This is a genomic window from Acinetobacter sp. BIGb0196 (assembly GCF_011759595.1).
Lineage (GTDB): Bacteria > Pseudomonadota > Gammaproteobacteria > Pseudomonadales > Moraxellaceae > Acinetobacter > Acinetobacter guillouiae.
The window spans coordinates 85,408-98,665 of record NZ_JAAOZA010000002.1 but is presented as its reverse complement, the minus strand read 5'-3'; the positions used below and the strand labels follow the sequence as shown (position 1 = coordinate 98,665).

Genomic DNA, 13,258 nt, shown 5'->3' with positions numbered 1-13,258 from the left:
AGTATATGCTGATGATTTATAAACCAATAATGCAAAAAAAGCCCCAATCTTTCGATCAGGGCTTTTTAAATTTGGAGCGGGAAAGGAGACTCGAACTCCCGACCCCAACCTTGGCAAGGTTATGCTCTACCAACTGAGCTATTCCCGCGGAGTCTGTCCAATTTTTTAAATAAAAAACTGAATAAAAAAATTTTGGAGCGGGAAAGGAGACTCGAACTCCCGACCCCAACCTTGGCAAGGTTATGCTCTACCAACTGAGCTATTCCCGCGGAGTCTGTCCAATTTTTTAAATAAAAAACTGAATAAAAAAATTTGAGCGGGAAAGGAGACTCGAACTCCCGACCCCAACCTTGGCAAGGTTATGCTCTACCAACTGAGCTATTCCCGCATGCGGTGTATAATACATCAACAGATGGTAGGGTCAAGATTTTTCTGCAAAGGAAAACACTAATTGCATAAAATAAAGACATTTTTATGAAAAAACTTCAAAATTTAATTTAAAAAAATCAAATCGAACAGCAAAAGCTTTGCTGAACACACAGCGATGCTCAAAGAATCCGCTATACTATGTCATTCACCCATTGATCGATCTCTAAGGAATCAGCATGAGTTTAGAACAACAATTGATTGAAAGTTTAAATCAACTTGAGCCATCACATTTAGAAGTGATCAATGAGTCTGCTGGTCATGGCGGGTATTTTCCTGGAAAAGAGTCGCATTTTAAAGTGATCATTGTCAGTGAACAATTTGCAGGGTTACGTTTGGTACAACGCCACCAAAAAGTGTACGCAGAAGCCAAAGCCTTACTCAGCCCTGGAAAAATTCATGCCTTAGCGATCCATGCTTATCTTCCAAGTGAGTGGCAAGGTCAAGCCCCAGCAAGTCCAGACTGCGCTCATGCACCTAAAGTATAAAGTGCAGAGTAATTAAAATGGATACACATTTACTGATTAAAATCATTCATATGACCAGTGTTGGGTTATTAATTCTGGTTTTTGTTTTACGCGCTTCAACATTATTTATTGGAACACACAACCAGCAACCGAATCCTAAAGGGCGGGTAGCTTTTGTTGCCTTGCAACATCTTTCCCTCACGGTGGTTATATTTACAGGGCTAACTTTATTGATTATGAATGAGTTTAAAGTGCAGCCTTGGTTCTATGCGAAAATTATTTTGTTTATGGTTTTCCTTTCCTCACAAATAAAAGCCTATAAAAAGGATGATACCGTTCTTTTAACACAACGCAGAGCAGGTTTAGTGATTGGCGGAATTGCTTTGCTTGCAACTTTAGTTTTGGTGGTGCTTAAACCAGTTTTTAGTTGATTGTTAGACATGAATTTCACACTTGTATAGCGTCTAGGTTAAACTAGATACAAGTTTAAAAATAATGATAGCTTAGGGAACTTGTATGCTAACTCGTGTGGTATTTAACCAAAAAGGCGGTGTAGGAAAATCAAGTATTACGGTGAATCTTGCTGCGATTAGTGCGTATCAAGGTTTTAAAACATTGGTGATTGATTTAGATCCTCAAGCAAACTCTAGCCAATATCTTTTGGGTGATGACGCCACCTATTCTGCTGAAAAAACTGCATTAGAGCCGAATATTGAAAACTTTTTTAATGACGTACTTGGAAATCATCAACAAAAAGGATTGATTGGCAATGCCATTGGTAGCCTTTTAAAAACAAAAAATAAAGGTTTTGAGCAATATATTCATCGTTCACCTTTTAAAGATTTGGATGTATTACCCGCCAGCCCGAGCTTAGGCGAGTTAGAACATGCGTTAGAATCAAAACATAAAATTTATAAGTTACGTGATGCGATTCAGACCTTAACCAGTCAATATGAGCGTATTTATATTGATACACCGCCAGCATTTAACTTTTTTACCTTATCGGCACTGATCTCAGCGGATCGTGTTCTGATTCCGTTTGATTGTGATGTGTTTTCAAAACGCGCATTACAGACGCTTATTCAAAATGTCATTGAAACTCAAGATGATCATAATGATCGACTTGAAATCGAAGGTATTGTGGTCAATCAATATCAAGCTCAGGCAAAATTACCGCGTGAAGTGGTACAACAGCTTAAAGATGAAGGTTTACCAGTTTTAGAAAATATGTTGCCACCTTCTGTATTAATGAAAGAATCGCATCATAAAAATCTGCCATTAATTCATTTGGCTACAGATCATAAATTGACTCAAGCCTATCAATCATTGTTCAATGAGATTGATAAAAAATAATTTCGAGATCGTGATGAAATCATTGAAAATGACTTCTGTTAAATTATCAGTCGTTGCCTTAATGGCGCTTGTCGTATCTGCTTGTACGACGACGGTTAAACCCACTTATGTATCGCCTACGCAGTATCAGGCGATGAACTGTTTGCAATTGACGACAGAATTTAATCGTATTCAGCAATACATTAATAATGGTGTACAACCTGCGAAACGTACAGGCGTAGGTGTTGGACTAGGTGTTGGTGGTGGTTGGGGCAGCGGTGGCTGGGGTTGGGGGATTGGTCCAAGTATTTCTGTAAACTTAGGGCAATCTTCAAATACCAAAAATACTGAGCTTTCCCGACTGTATGGTGAGCAAGATGCCCTGTCTCAGGCGGCTCAATTTAAGAACTGCCCTTACGTCCCTAAACGTCAGGAAGTTAAAAAATAACGGATTTTACCCCATAAAAAAGCCGATTTTAGAAATCGGCTTTTTTATCATTTTTAAATATGCTGTTTATTGACGGTTTGGCATTTTATTTTTATTAAAAAATTTATGACGTATATAACCAATCACACCAGGTAACACGCTGAGAATAATGATACCGAAAACCAAATGGGTGAAATTATCTTTCACAATGGGCATATTCCCGAATAAATAACCCAAGGTAATAAACGAGCCAACCCAGCAAATTGCACCGACTGCATTATAGGTTAAGAAATATTTATAATTCATGCTTCCTGCACCCGCGACAAAGGGTGCAAAAGTGCGGGCAAAAGGGATAAAACGGGCAAAAATAATGGTTTTTCCACCATGCTTTTCAAAAAACTGTGATGTTTTCAGCAAGTGTTGTTTGTTGATAAATTTAGAATCAATTTCAAAAACACGCGGTCCGACATATTTCCCAATATGATAATTGAGGGTATCACCGAGCACTGCCGCAATAAATAGCAGAGTGATTAAAACCACAGGATCCATTGCACCCGTCGAAGCAGCTAAAGCACCGGCAGCAAAAAGTAAGCTATCCCCAGGCAGGAATGGCATTACCACGAGACCTGTTTCAACAAAAATAATCAGGAATAAAATTCCATACACCCAGATACCATAATTTCTAATAAATTCAAACAGGTGTTCGTCTACGTGCAAAATAAAGTCAATCAGATCCATAAGGCAGAAACTATGCGAATTGGTGCACAAATCCTAGCAGTGTGAGTTATGAAAGTCAGTATTAAAAAGTAATTTTTTAAAACTTATTATTGTTCTTAATTTGCAACGATGAGTTTAGTTTTTAAGTATTTAACTTGAAATGTTTAGTGATTAATATGTATACATCTTCAGAACGAAATACAAATTAGGTCACACCATGTTTAATCCAAATGTTGTTGTTAAAAATATTGTGAATCAACCCACCGCCAATGCGAGCATAGCATTGATTGCGCGTATTCTTATGGCATATATCTTTCTTGTTGCTGGTTGGGGCAAAATCACGGCTTACAGCGCAACTGTCGGTTATATGGAATCAATGGGTGTACCAGGTGCCATGTTACCTTTAACCATTCTGGTTGAGTTCGGTGGTGGTCTGGCATTGCTATTTGGTTTTCAGGCACGCTTTGCAGCATTTGGTTTGGGCGTATTTAGTTTGATTACTGCATTCCTATTTCATGGTGGTGAAGCAGATGCAATTAACTTTATGAAAAACTTCGCAATGGCAGGTGGTTTGTTTTTCTTGATGTTGCATGGTGCTGGGAAATTGAGTCTTGATCATGTAATAGAAAAATAATTTAAAGATAAATAAAGTTTTGAAAAGCCAGATCTGTATCTGGCTTTTGTGTGTGTTCATTTAGCACTATTCAAATGGATCAATTGGTTTATGCTATCTAAAAATATTCAATTCAGTTTTAACAATGAAAAAAGAAATTCTAGACAGAATAAAAGCACTGGGCGGTAATATTGATCAAGTTAAAGGTGTGTCATGGGTTGATGACCTGTGCGCTATCTCCTTTAATACTGTTTTATATGAACGGCCTCAGGATACACCTTGGGCGGCAGCCGATGATCAAGAACCAATTTATGGTTTGGGTGACTATATTGATCAACATCAAGCCGAGCTAGATCTAAATCCAGATGGATTTTTTAATCAGTTGATTCAAGAGTATTATCAGTTAACAGAAGAAGGGCGCGGACAAACCTTTTGGCAAGCTGTGCGCTTTACTCCATATCAAGCAGGTACAACAGATTTTGATGAATGGAACCGTGATTTTTTAGAGGATGATATTGATCTCAAAGCAGTGATTCAGCTGACCCAAAATCCAAAACCTGATTTTCTACAGTTGTTTTATCGTTATAGCTTCCCTGATCGATACTATATCTGCTTGTCTGATCCAGACCCTGAAAATCCAACATTATTTGGCACAGATCATGAGGTATTTTTTACAGAAGTGACCGATGAAGGTTCTTTAGAAGATTTTTTTAATCGTTGTATGACCCCCAATGAACTGATTAGCATCATTAAAGCCAAAATGAACCTATAAGCTGATTATTTAAAATGATTTTTTACAAAGCTAAGGAACTTGATTGAATGGAGTGCGTACGGCTTATAAAAATGATAGAATATGGCGCTTATATTCGTTTGCCTGCATAGTTGTTGACTCATGACTACCAATACTCAAATTACTGAAGATCGTATCCTTATCTTGGATTTCGGTTCTCAATATAGCCAGCTTATTGCACGCCGTGTACGTGAAGCTGGTGTATATTCTGAAATGTATGCTTTTGATATGTCTGAAGAAGACATTCGCGCGTTTAATCCGAACGGTATCATCTTGTCTGGTGGTCCTGAAAGTGTGCATGAGGAAGGTAGTCCACGTGCGCCAGAAGTTGTGTTCAACTTGGGTGTACCTGTATTGGGGATCTGCTATGGTCTGCAAACCATGTCAGAACAACTTGGCGGTAAAGTAGAGCCAGGTACTGTACATGAATTTGGTTATGCAGCAGTTGACGTTTTAGTACGTGATCAATTGCTTGGTGATTTAAATGATGGTGATGACAAACTCAATGTTTGGATGAGCCACGGTGACAAAGTTTCTGCGATTCCAGCAGGCTTTAAAGTGACTGCAAGCACACCAAGCTGCCCATTTGCTGCAGTGAGTGATGAAACGCGTCGTTTCTACGGGGTGCAATTCCACCCAGAAGTGACACATACTGCCAAAGGCGCAGAGTTACTGTCTAACTTCGTTCACAGCATTTGTGGTTGTCGTAATCTTTGGAATTCTGAAAACATTATTGATTTACGTGTTGAACAATTACGTGAACAAATTGGTGATCAAAAAGTTCTTTTAGGTCTTTCAGGTGGTGTTGACTCATCTGTAGTTGCAGCATTGTTGCATAAAGCAATCGGTGACCAACTGACCTGTGTATTTGTAGACAATGGCTTACTTCGTTTAAACGAAGGTGAGCAAGTGATGGACATGTTTGCGAAAAACATGGGGATCCGTGTGATTCGTGCTGATGCAGAAGAACGTTTCTTATCTGCACTTGCAGGCGAAGTTGATCCTGAGAAAAAACGTAAAATCATTGGTCGTGAATTCATCGAAGTTTTTGCTGAAGAAGCGCGTAAGCTTGATGGCGTAAACTTCCTTGCGCAAGGTACGATTTACCCTGACGTGATTGAGTCTGCAGCAACTAAAAATGGTAAAGCGCATGTTATTAAATCACACCATAATGTGGGTGGTTTACCAGAAGATTTAGCATTTGAATTGGTTGAGCCAATTCGTGACCTATTTAAAGATGAAGTACGTCGTTTAGGTACAACTTTAGGTTTACCACATGAAATGCTTTATCGTCATCCATTCCCAGGTCCAGGTTTGGGCGTGCGTATCTTGGGTGAAGTGAAAAAAGAATATGCTGATATTCTTCGTCTTGCTGATGACATCTTTATGCAAGAGCTTCGTGCAAGTGGTTGGTATGACAAAACTGCACAAGCATTTGCAGTATTCCAACCGGTAAAATCAGTGGGTGTCGTGGGTGATGGTCGTCGCTACGCATGGGTCATTGCACTTCGTGCCGTGGAAACAGTTGACTTTATGACAGCTCGTTTTGCTCATCTTCCATATGAGTTGGTGGATAAAATCTCGACACGTATCATGAATGAAATTAAAGATGTTTCTCGTGTGGTGTATGACGTTTCTTCTAAACCACCAGCAACAATTGAATGGGAGTAATTCAGGGATTTCAAGAAGCGAAGCTTCTTGCCTGAATTACGCCAAGGGCTATGCCCGCGGCAGCAGGGTTTCAAAATGCAACGCATTTTGCTGATTTTACGCCAAGGGCCGTGCCCGCGGCAGTTAGGGATTTCTATCCAGATTTCCTTTTAAAAAGAGCGCTTAGGCGCTCTTTTTCTTTTATACTTGAATTATTTAAAGCAAAAAATATTAAGAGAAATAGAATGTCTTTGCCTAATCATCAGGAATTAATGCTACCACTATTGAAACTCCTCAATACGCAAGGGCAAGCGATCCAAATTAGTCAAGTTGGTAAATTGTTGGCAGAACAATCAAATTTGACTACAGATGAATTAAATCAAATGATTCCGAGTGGGAAAAGAACAGTTTTTTATGATCGTGTGGGATGGGCCAAAACATATTTGGTTAAAGCAGGCTTAGTTAATCAGCCTGATTGGGGGATGTGTGAATTATCTGAAGAAGCGAAAAAATTAGATTTAAATATATTAGATAAAATAGATAATAATTTTTTAATGCGTTATGAAAGTTTTCGTGAGTTCAAGGTTCCAACAAAAATAAGGCAGAATAAAGAAAAGATTATTTGTATTGAAGAAAATGATGATATTGAAACACCTGAGGAATCATTACAAAGAATTAATGAAATGCTACTTACCAATTTAAAAGATGATTTATTGAATTTGATTCAGACAAAAAATCCATATTTTTTTGAAAGATTAGTTGTCGATTTACTGGTTGCTATGGGCTATGGCGGCTCACATCAAGATGCGGCCCAAGCCATTGGTAAAACAAGTGACGGCGGGATTGATGGAATTATTAGTGAAGATCGTTTAGGTCTAGATAAAATTTATATTCAAGCCAAACGTTGGAAAAACACTGTTGGACGACCAGATATTCAACAATTTAAAGGCGCTTTAGCAGATCAAGTCGCTAAAAAAGGGGTGTTTATTACAACCTCAAATTTTAGTAAGGAGGCTGTTGAATCTGCAAAGAAATCGGGAATTGTTTTAATTGATGGAGATAAATTGACTTCTTTAATGATTGAATTTGGTTTAGGTGTTCAGGTTGAAAGAAGCTTTAATATTTATAAGATAGATCAAGATCGGTTTGATGAAGACAATTTTTAGAAGTGTTTAAAAGAATTTTAATATTCTGACATTTACTACAAATTTAATAAAACGTATTTACTTAATGATGTATACAGATATAAAAAAGCCAGTCAATTGACTGGCTTTTGTTGCTCCAAAAGAGCGATTGCTAATTGGATTTAAACTTAGAAACGGTATCCAGCACGAACACCGTAAGTGTTGTAGTCATCACCAAAACCTACACGACCTTCTAAGCTAACGTTTTGATTAAAGAATTTCTTCGCAGAAATACCCCATTCATCACGATCAGTTAAATCATTGTTGTAGTAGTCAGCACCTACACTTAAAGTCTTATCTAAATACAAGTCACCACGTACTTTGTACTCATCCAAGTCCCCGAATGCACCAAAAGCTTCAAAGTTAGCGTCATATTGACCTACTTTGGTTACATATTTAGCACGTACAGTTGGGTCTGCGCCATCATCACCATTTTTAACATCATAACCCGTTACACCAAGTGCAAGTAATAAACCAGGAGCTGGTAAATAACCGACTTCAGCGCCATAAGTCGTTACTTTATTGTCGATGTTGGTGTTATCAACTTCAAGTTCATCACGACCTACACGACCACTTACATAGAAGTCTGAGTTAGGTACATAGTATTCAAGACCCGCACCATATTGGCTGTCTTTTACACCATCATTTTTGGCATAATTTACATTGGCTTTTACATTACTTGCGCGATCTAAGAATGCAGCCTCATTAAGTGGTGAATTACGAGTTTGTACTGGTTTGAAATAATAAGTACCATCTACACCAAAGCTATGAGTTGCATCAAAATTATCTGGATCATTATATGTATATGAACCACCAACTTCGGCTTGGTAAGCATGTGCAGTGCCAGTTAAAGCGGCTACGGAAAAGATTGCAGATGCGATTGCTAATTTTTTCATGGAATTCGCCCCTATGAAGAATTGATTGATTTATACATGTTTAGTTACAATTTTGAGTCTAGGGCAAATATAAAAATCGTCAACCATGCTATGGTAACCGGAATGTAATATTAGTGAGTTTATGTAACAATTTTAATTTAAGTTATTGAAAATAAATGTATAAAACTTATGTGTTGTTTTATTAAAATTGTGTAGATAGTGTGGATATTGGTACGCTTTGAGTAAGGGTTGGACATAATTTGTAATAAAAAAGCTTTCAGAAATTAAAATACTCTTAAGCAAATGATCAAGTGTAGAATTTATAAACACAAGCTTTGACTACGATAAGACGATCTTTCTGATTGCAAAAAAGTAATTCATCTTACTTCTCTTGTTACAGCATTTTTGAGCTGTAGATTGATCTATAAAATGCCATATCTCAACTTTTTCCACTCTGTGGTAGAATGCGTGCGAATTAAAAGACGTCAAATGTGAGATTAAAACTCGTGGAAATTAATCCTTATCTAGTTCAGCTAAAAGACTTAAATGACCGTGGTCTAACACTACGGGGGTATCTTTGACTACGATCTAAAGAAAGAGCGTTTAGAAGAGGTTCTCCGCGAGTTAGAAGATCCAGCGATCTGGAATGATCAAAGCCGTGCTCAGGCGATGGCAAAAGAAAAAGGCGAGCTTGAAAACGTGATCAACGTTTTAGAAGGCTTGGCGACACAGCTTGATGATGCACAAGCCATGCTTGATCTTGCTGTTGAAGCAGATGATGAAAGCTTATTGGCAGATGTTCAGTCGGAATTGACTGCAGCGGAAGAAGAGTTAGCAAAACTTGAATTCCGTCGTATGTTTAGTAATCCAATGGACCCAAATCCATGTTATGTGGAAATTCAAGCTGGTTCAGGCGGTACTGAAGCACAAGATTGGGCTTCAATGCTGTTACGTATGTATATGCGTTGGATCGAACGTCATGGCTTTAAAGCAGAATTGATGGAAGAATCAGATGGTGATGTTGCAGGGATTAAATCTGCAACAATCCGTGTTGAAGGCGAGTATGCTTATGGTTGGTTACGTACCGAATCTGGCGTACACCGTTTAGTGCGTAAGTCACCATTTGACTCAGGTAATCGCCGTCATACCTCATTCTCGGCAGTATTTGTATCACCTGAAGTGGACGATAATATTGAAATTGATATTAATCCTGCTGACGTGCGTACAGATACATATCGTGCATCTGGTGCAGGCGGCCAGCATATTAACAAAACTGACTCAGCAGTACGTTTGACTCACGCACCAACTGGGATTGTGGTGGCATGTCAGAACCAGCGTTCACAACATGCAAACCGTGATCATGCTTGGAAACAATTACGTGCAAAATTGTACGAATTGGAAATGAGTAAACGTAATGAAGCTGCTCAAGCACTTGAAGATTCAAAATCGGATATTGGCTGGGGCAGTCAGATTCGTTCATATGTACTGGATGACTCTCGTATTAAAGATTTGCGTACTGGTGTTGAGAACTCGAACACGGGTGCAGTATTGGATGGCGATCTAGATAAATTTATTGAAGCCAGCTTAAAACAAGGTCTTTAATTTAAATTTTTAACAAAAGCAAAGCTTTATCTGTATTTTTGCAATATATCTAAAAAAATCGATATTAAAATCGAAAAAATGCGATATATTGGATGCAAAGATGCTGAATGGAGCTTTGCTCTGAATTGAATGTGTCTAAGATGGATATTGATTTAATTTCTAAAGCATTAGCGAATCCGACTCGCCGACAGATTTTGGAATGGCTTAAGAAGCCACAACAATATTTGTCGGAAGAGCAGTGCGGTGGCTTTGGTCGTGGTGTGTGTGCAGGGAATATCGAGAAGCTCGGTAAGGTCTCTCAATCTACGATGTCAAATCATTTGTCTGTTTTGCAACAGTCAGGATTAATTCAGGCCGAGAAATATGGTCAATGGTCATATTTCTCGCGTAATGAAGCTTTAATTCAGCAATATATTGATTATCTACAAAACTCGCTTTAACGCCTGATTTCAATCAGAAAGCGAGTGATGAGGCAAATATGGCTGAACTTAACTCTCCCCTTGTACTTGGCGATTTACATTTAAAAAATCGTGTCGTGATGGCGCCTTTAACCCGTAGCCGTGCTACCGCTGATCGGGTACCCACGGCAATCATGGCTGAGCACTATGCACAGCGTGCCAGTGCAGGTTTAATCATTTCTGAAGCAACAGTGATTTCAGAACAAGCCAATGGTTATTTAAATACACCAGGGCTATTTACCGATGCGCAAGTTGAGGGCTGGAAGTCTGTAACCCAAGCGGTTCATGACCAAGGTGGTTTGATTGTGGCGCAGTTATGGCATGTGGGACGTGTCTCACATCCAGATTTACTCGATGGGGAAACGCCTGTATCTGCAAGTGCAATACAACAAGCAGGACAAGTCAGCTTATTACGTCCAAAACGTGATTATGTCGTGCCACGACCTTTGGAAATCTCTGAAATTCATACCATCACCGAACAGTTTAAACAAGCTGCAATTAAAGCCAAGACGGCTGGTTTTGATGGCGTTGAATTACATGCTGCCAACGGCTACCTGATTGATCAGTTCTTACAAAGTTCAACCAATCACCGTGAAGATGAATATGGTGGTTCTGTTGAAAACCGCGCACGTCTTTTACTTGAAGTGATGGATGCTTTAATTGAAGTATGGGGTGCAGGCCGAGTGGGCATACATTTAGCGCCTCGCGGTGATGAGCATGATATGGGGGATGCTGATCCACGTGAAACCTTTGGTTATGTCTTGGAACAATTAGGTAAACGTAAAATTGCGTTCTTCTTTACACGTGAATATTTAGCCGATGACAGTATCAGCGAATATATGAAGCGACGTTCAAACGGTGTGCCATATATTGCTAATATGCGTTTAAGTCGTGAAGATGCCATCAAACTCTTGGCATCAGGTCAAGCAGATGCGGTGTCTTTCGGTAAAGCTTATATTGCCAATCCTGATTTGTATGAACGTTTGATTCAAGACGCACCTTTAAATGAATTGGTGTTTGAAAATATGATTGGTTCACAAACTGCGGAAGGCTATATTGATTATCCTGCTTTGGGATAAAACAAAGACTGTATTTTCTCTGGATGTGAATGGAATACCCATTCACATCCACAACTCAGATAAATTTAACCAGTTTTCTTTTTGTATCGTTGACTCTTACAAGGCATATCTATTGTACATGGCATGGATATCGCCATTGGTTAAGGCGTACAACACTACCTTTTACCAATAAGCGTTTTTTCATCCCTGTAAAGCCAAGTTTTGCTAGCGTTGTTGCTGGTTGATGGATCAGATTTGCTCTAGCATGCGGTCGACTACCTTGCTGACAACAAATCGTTAAATATTATTCATTAACAACTGAATATGGCTCTGTTATATTTGCCCATTCATCTATATTGAGACATTCTGTTTGGCTACTCCTTTTTGGTATAACACAGCACTTAAAATCGTTAAGCCTTTGTATCAATGGCGTATCAAAAAACGTGCGAAAGATAGCGCAGAATACCAACAAGAATGTCTTGAGCGCTTTGGCCCCTTTCAAGATGTAAAGAATCAGCATGCCATTTGGTTTCATTGTGTTTCAGTCGGAGAAACCAATGCTGCTCAGCCTTTAATCGAACATTATTTAAAAGCAGGTCATGCTGTTTTAGTCACCAATACGACAAAAACAGGCCAAGCACGTGCCAAATCGTTATTCTTAAAAGCACCTTATCAAGCATTATTTCAAGCGGTATATTTGCCTGCTGATCAGCGCTATTTAGTTGCTGATTTTTATCAGAAATACCAACCCAAATTACTGATTTTGGTTGAAACTGAACTATGGCCAAATCTTATTGACCAAGCTCAACAGTTTAAAGTGCCTTGTATTTTAGTGAATGCACGGCTTTCAGAAAAATCTGCCAAAGGCTATGCCAAAGTTCCAAGCCTAACCCGTCCAATGCTACAGAAATTAGATCAGTTATTGGCGCAAGATGTTGCAACGCAGCAACGCTTTATTGATCTAGGTATACCACAAAATAAAATACAAGTACTTGGAAGTATTAAATTTGATATTTCTGCACCTGAACAATTTATCCATAAAGCACAACAGTTGCAGCAGGACTGGAATTTAGCAAATCGAAAAATCATCACCATCGCCAGTACACACGCACCTGAAGAAGAAAAATTATTTCTCGCATTTAAAACCTATTTAGAACAATATCCAGATTGGTTGTTAATCGTTGTCCCGCGCCATCCTGAACGTTTTGATGAGGTTTTTGCTGCTGCACAAAGTTTAAATTTAACAACACAGCGTCGTAGCTTAGAGCAAGCAATCGAGTCGAATACCCAAGTCTATTTGGCAGACAGTATGGGTGAAATGTGGCTGTGGTATGCATTGAGTCAGGCATGTTTTGTTGGTGGGTCGTTAAATGAACCCGGTGGTGGACATAATATTTTAGAAGCTATGGTTTTAGATGTACCCACCGTGATTGGACCGCATTATTTTAATTTTCAAGCCATTGTGGATGAGTTCTTACAGGCAGATGCCTTAAAAGTGGGGCAAACTGTTGATGAGGTGGTTCAGTTATTGGTGCGCTGTTTGGAAGATCAAGCTTTTGCCCAGCAATTAAGCCAGCATGCGATTGATGTTTTAAAGCGTAATCAGGGTTCTTTATACAAACATATTGCAGTGATTGATCAGTATTTATAATTTATACA

14 protein-coding genes and 3 tRNA genes are annotated in these 13,258 nt (G+C 38.8%); 12 read left to right on the top strand and 5 right to left on the bottom strand.

The genetic code is table 11. The features are described from left to right. Positions 1-72 precede the first annotated feature (72 nt). The 3 genes from FHR28_RS13225 to FHR28_RS13215 form a co-directional block, all read right to left on the bottom strand. Positions 73-148 (bottom strand) — tRNA-Gly (locus tag FHR28_RS13225). A 45-nt stretch (positions 149-193) separates the two neighbouring features. Then, a tRNA-Gly gene (locus tag FHR28_RS13220) sits at positions 194-269 on the bottom strand. A gap of 46 nt (positions 270-315) precedes the next feature. Then, positions 316-388: transfer RNA gene (locus FHR28_RS13215), tRNA-Gly, on the bottom strand. Positions 389-605: 217 nt separating this feature from the next. Between FHR28_RS13215 and FHR28_RS13210 the strand changes: the two genes are divergently transcribed. From FHR28_RS13210 to FHR28_RS13195, 4 genes are all read left to right on the top strand, one after another. Then, positions 606-914, top strand: a complete 309-nt coding sequence (locus tag FHR28_RS13210; protein WP_004723487.1) for a BolA family protein — start codon at positions 606-608, stop codon at positions 912-914. A gap of 17 nt (positions 915-931) precedes the next feature. Then, the gene (locus FHR28_RS13205; RefSeq protein WP_004723485.1) at positions 932-1,324 is read left to right on the top strand and encodes a SirB2 family protein; all 393 of its coding nucleotides are present in this window, start codon (positions 932-934) and stop codon (positions 1,322-1,324) included. Positions 1,325-1,409: 85 nt separating this feature from the next. Continuing rightward, complete coding sequence (locus tag FHR28_RS13200) at positions 1,410-2,246, top strand: ParA family protein (RefSeq protein ID WP_004723483.1); 837 nt, start codon at positions 1,410-1,412, stop codon at positions 2,244-2,246. Positions 2,247-2,259: 13 nt separating this feature from the next. Then, positions 2,260-2,673 (top strand): hypothetical protein, encoded by a 414-nt coding sequence (locus tag FHR28_RS13195; RefSeq protein ID WP_004723482.1) that lies wholly within the window; start codon positions 2,260-2,262, stop codon positions 2,671-2,673. Positions 2,674-2,739: 66 nt separating this feature from the next. Here the strand turns inward: FHR28_RS13195 and FHR28_RS13190 are convergent, their stop codons facing one another. Then, positions 2,740-3,390: a DedA family protein gene (locus FHR28_RS13190; protein ID WP_166782837.1), complete on the bottom strand. Its 651-nt coding sequence runs from the start codon at positions 3,388-3,390 to the stop codon at positions 2,740-2,742. Positions 3,391-3,586: 196 nt separating this feature from the next. Here FHR28_RS13190 and FHR28_RS13185 point away from each other — a divergent pair, with 196 nt between their 5' ends. The 4 genes from FHR28_RS13185 (at position 3,587) to FHR28_RS13170 (ending at position 7,588) form a co-directional block, all read left to right on the top strand. After that, a complete protein-coding gene (locus FHR28_RS13185; RefSeq protein WP_056518302.1) occupies positions 3,587-4,003 on the top strand; it encodes a DoxX family protein in 417 nt (138 codons plus the stop codon). A 124-nt stretch (positions 4,004-4,127) separates the two neighbouring features. Further along, positions 4,128-4,754: a hypothetical protein gene (locus FHR28_RS13180; RefSeq protein ID WP_166782836.1), complete on the top strand. Its 627-nt coding sequence runs from the start codon at positions 4,128-4,130 to the stop codon at positions 4,752-4,754. Positions 4,755-4,874: 120 nt separating this feature from the next. Then, entirely contained in the window at positions 4,875-6,443 is a 1,569-nt protein-coding gene (gene guaA, locus FHR28_RS13175; RefSeq protein ID WP_004823655.1) for a glutamine-hydrolyzing GMP synthase, read from the top strand. A gap of 224 nt (positions 6,444-6,667) precedes the next feature. Beyond that, positions 6,668-7,588, top strand: coding sequence for a restriction endonuclease (locus tag FHR28_RS13170; RefSeq protein WP_166783560.1), 921 nt, complete (start codon positions 6,668-6,670; stop codon positions 7,586-7,588). A 146-nt stretch (positions 7,589-7,734) separates the two neighbouring features. Here FHR28_RS13170 and FHR28_RS13165 read toward each other — a convergent pair whose 3' ends face one another. After that, complete coding sequence (locus FHR28_RS13165) at positions 7,735-8,502, bottom strand: putative porin (RefSeq protein ID WP_004723476.1); 768 nt, start codon at positions 8,500-8,502, stop codon at positions 7,735-7,737. Positions 8,503-8,987: 485 nt separating this feature from the next. Here FHR28_RS13165 and prfB point away from each other — a divergent pair. From prfB to FHR28_RS13145, 4 genes are all read left to right on the top strand, one after another. Then, positions 8,988-10,083, top strand: a protein-coding gene (prfB, locus tag FHR28_RS13160; RefSeq protein ID WP_096735380.1) for a peptide chain release factor 2 whose coding sequence is annotated in 2 segments (ribosomal slippage) — positions 8,988-9,059 and positions 9,061-10,083 — 1,095 coding nt in all. Because the reading frame shifts where the segments join, the coding sequence is not laid out codon by codon here. Between the two features lie 140 nt (positions 10,084-10,223). After that, the gene (locus FHR28_RS13155; protein WP_016539735.1) at positions 10,224-10,523 is read left to right on the top strand and encodes an ArsR/SmtB family transcription factor; all 300 of its coding nucleotides are present in this window, start codon (positions 10,224-10,226) and stop codon (positions 10,521-10,523) included. Positions 10,524-10,561: 38 nt separating this feature from the next. After that, on the top strand, positions 10,562-11,620 hold the full coding sequence (locus tag FHR28_RS13150) for an alkene reductase (RefSeq protein WP_166782835.1): 1,059 nt from the start codon (positions 10,562-10,564) through the stop codon (positions 11,618-11,620). 349 nt (positions 11,621-11,969) lie between these two features. Beyond that, positions 11,970-13,250, top strand: coding sequence for a 3-deoxy-D-manno-octulosonic acid transferase (locus FHR28_RS13145; protein ID WP_166782834.1), 1,281 nt, complete (start codon positions 11,970-11,972; stop codon positions 13,248-13,250). The last annotated feature ends 8 nt before the right edge of the window (positions 13,251-13,258 follow it).

Coding starts and splice junctions, on each gene's coding strand:
- FHR28_RS13150 (WP_166782835.1), top strand. CDS start 10,562: ATGGCTGAACTTAACTCTCCCCTTGTACTTGGCGATTTACATTTAAAA.
- FHR28_RS13210 (WP_004723487.1), top strand. CDS start 606: ATGAGTTTAGAACAACAATTGATTGAAAGTTTAAATCAACTTGAGCCA.
- FHR28_RS13170 (WP_166783560.1), top strand. CDS start 6,668: ATGTCTTTGCCTAATCATCAGGAATTAATGCTACCACTATTGAAACTC.
- FHR28_RS13190 (WP_166782837.1), bottom strand. CDS start 3,390: ATGGATCTGATTGACTTTATTTTGCACGTAGACGAACACCTGTTTGAA.
- FHR28_RS13195 (WP_004723482.1), top strand. CDS start 2,260: ATGAAATCATTGAAAATGACTTCTGTTAAATTATCAGTCGTTGCCTTA.
- FHR28_RS13185 (WP_056518302.1), top strand. CDS start 3,587: ATGTTTAATCCAAATGTTGTTGTTAAAAATATTGTGAATCAACCCACC.
- FHR28_RS13165 (WP_004723476.1), bottom strand. CDS start 8,502: ATGAAAAAATTAGCAATCGCATCTGCAATCTTTTCCGTAGCCGCTTTA.
- FHR28_RS13200 (WP_004723483.1), top strand. CDS start 1,410: ATGCTAACTCGTGTGGTATTTAACCAAAAAGGCGGTGTAGGAAAATCA.
- guaA (WP_004823655.1), top strand. CDS start 4,875: ATGACTACCAATACTCAAATTACTGAAGATCGTATCCTTATCTTGGAT.
- FHR28_RS13205 (WP_004723485.1), top strand. CDS start 932: ATGGATACACATTTACTGATTAAAATCATTCATATGACCAGTGTTGGG.
- FHR28_RS13155 (WP_016539735.1), top strand. CDS start 10,224: ATGGATATTGATTTAATTTCTAAAGCATTAGCGAATCCGACTCGCCGA.
- FHR28_RS13180 (WP_166782836.1), top strand. CDS start 4,128: ATGAAAAAAGAAATTCTAGACAGAATAAAAGCACTGGGCGGTAATATT.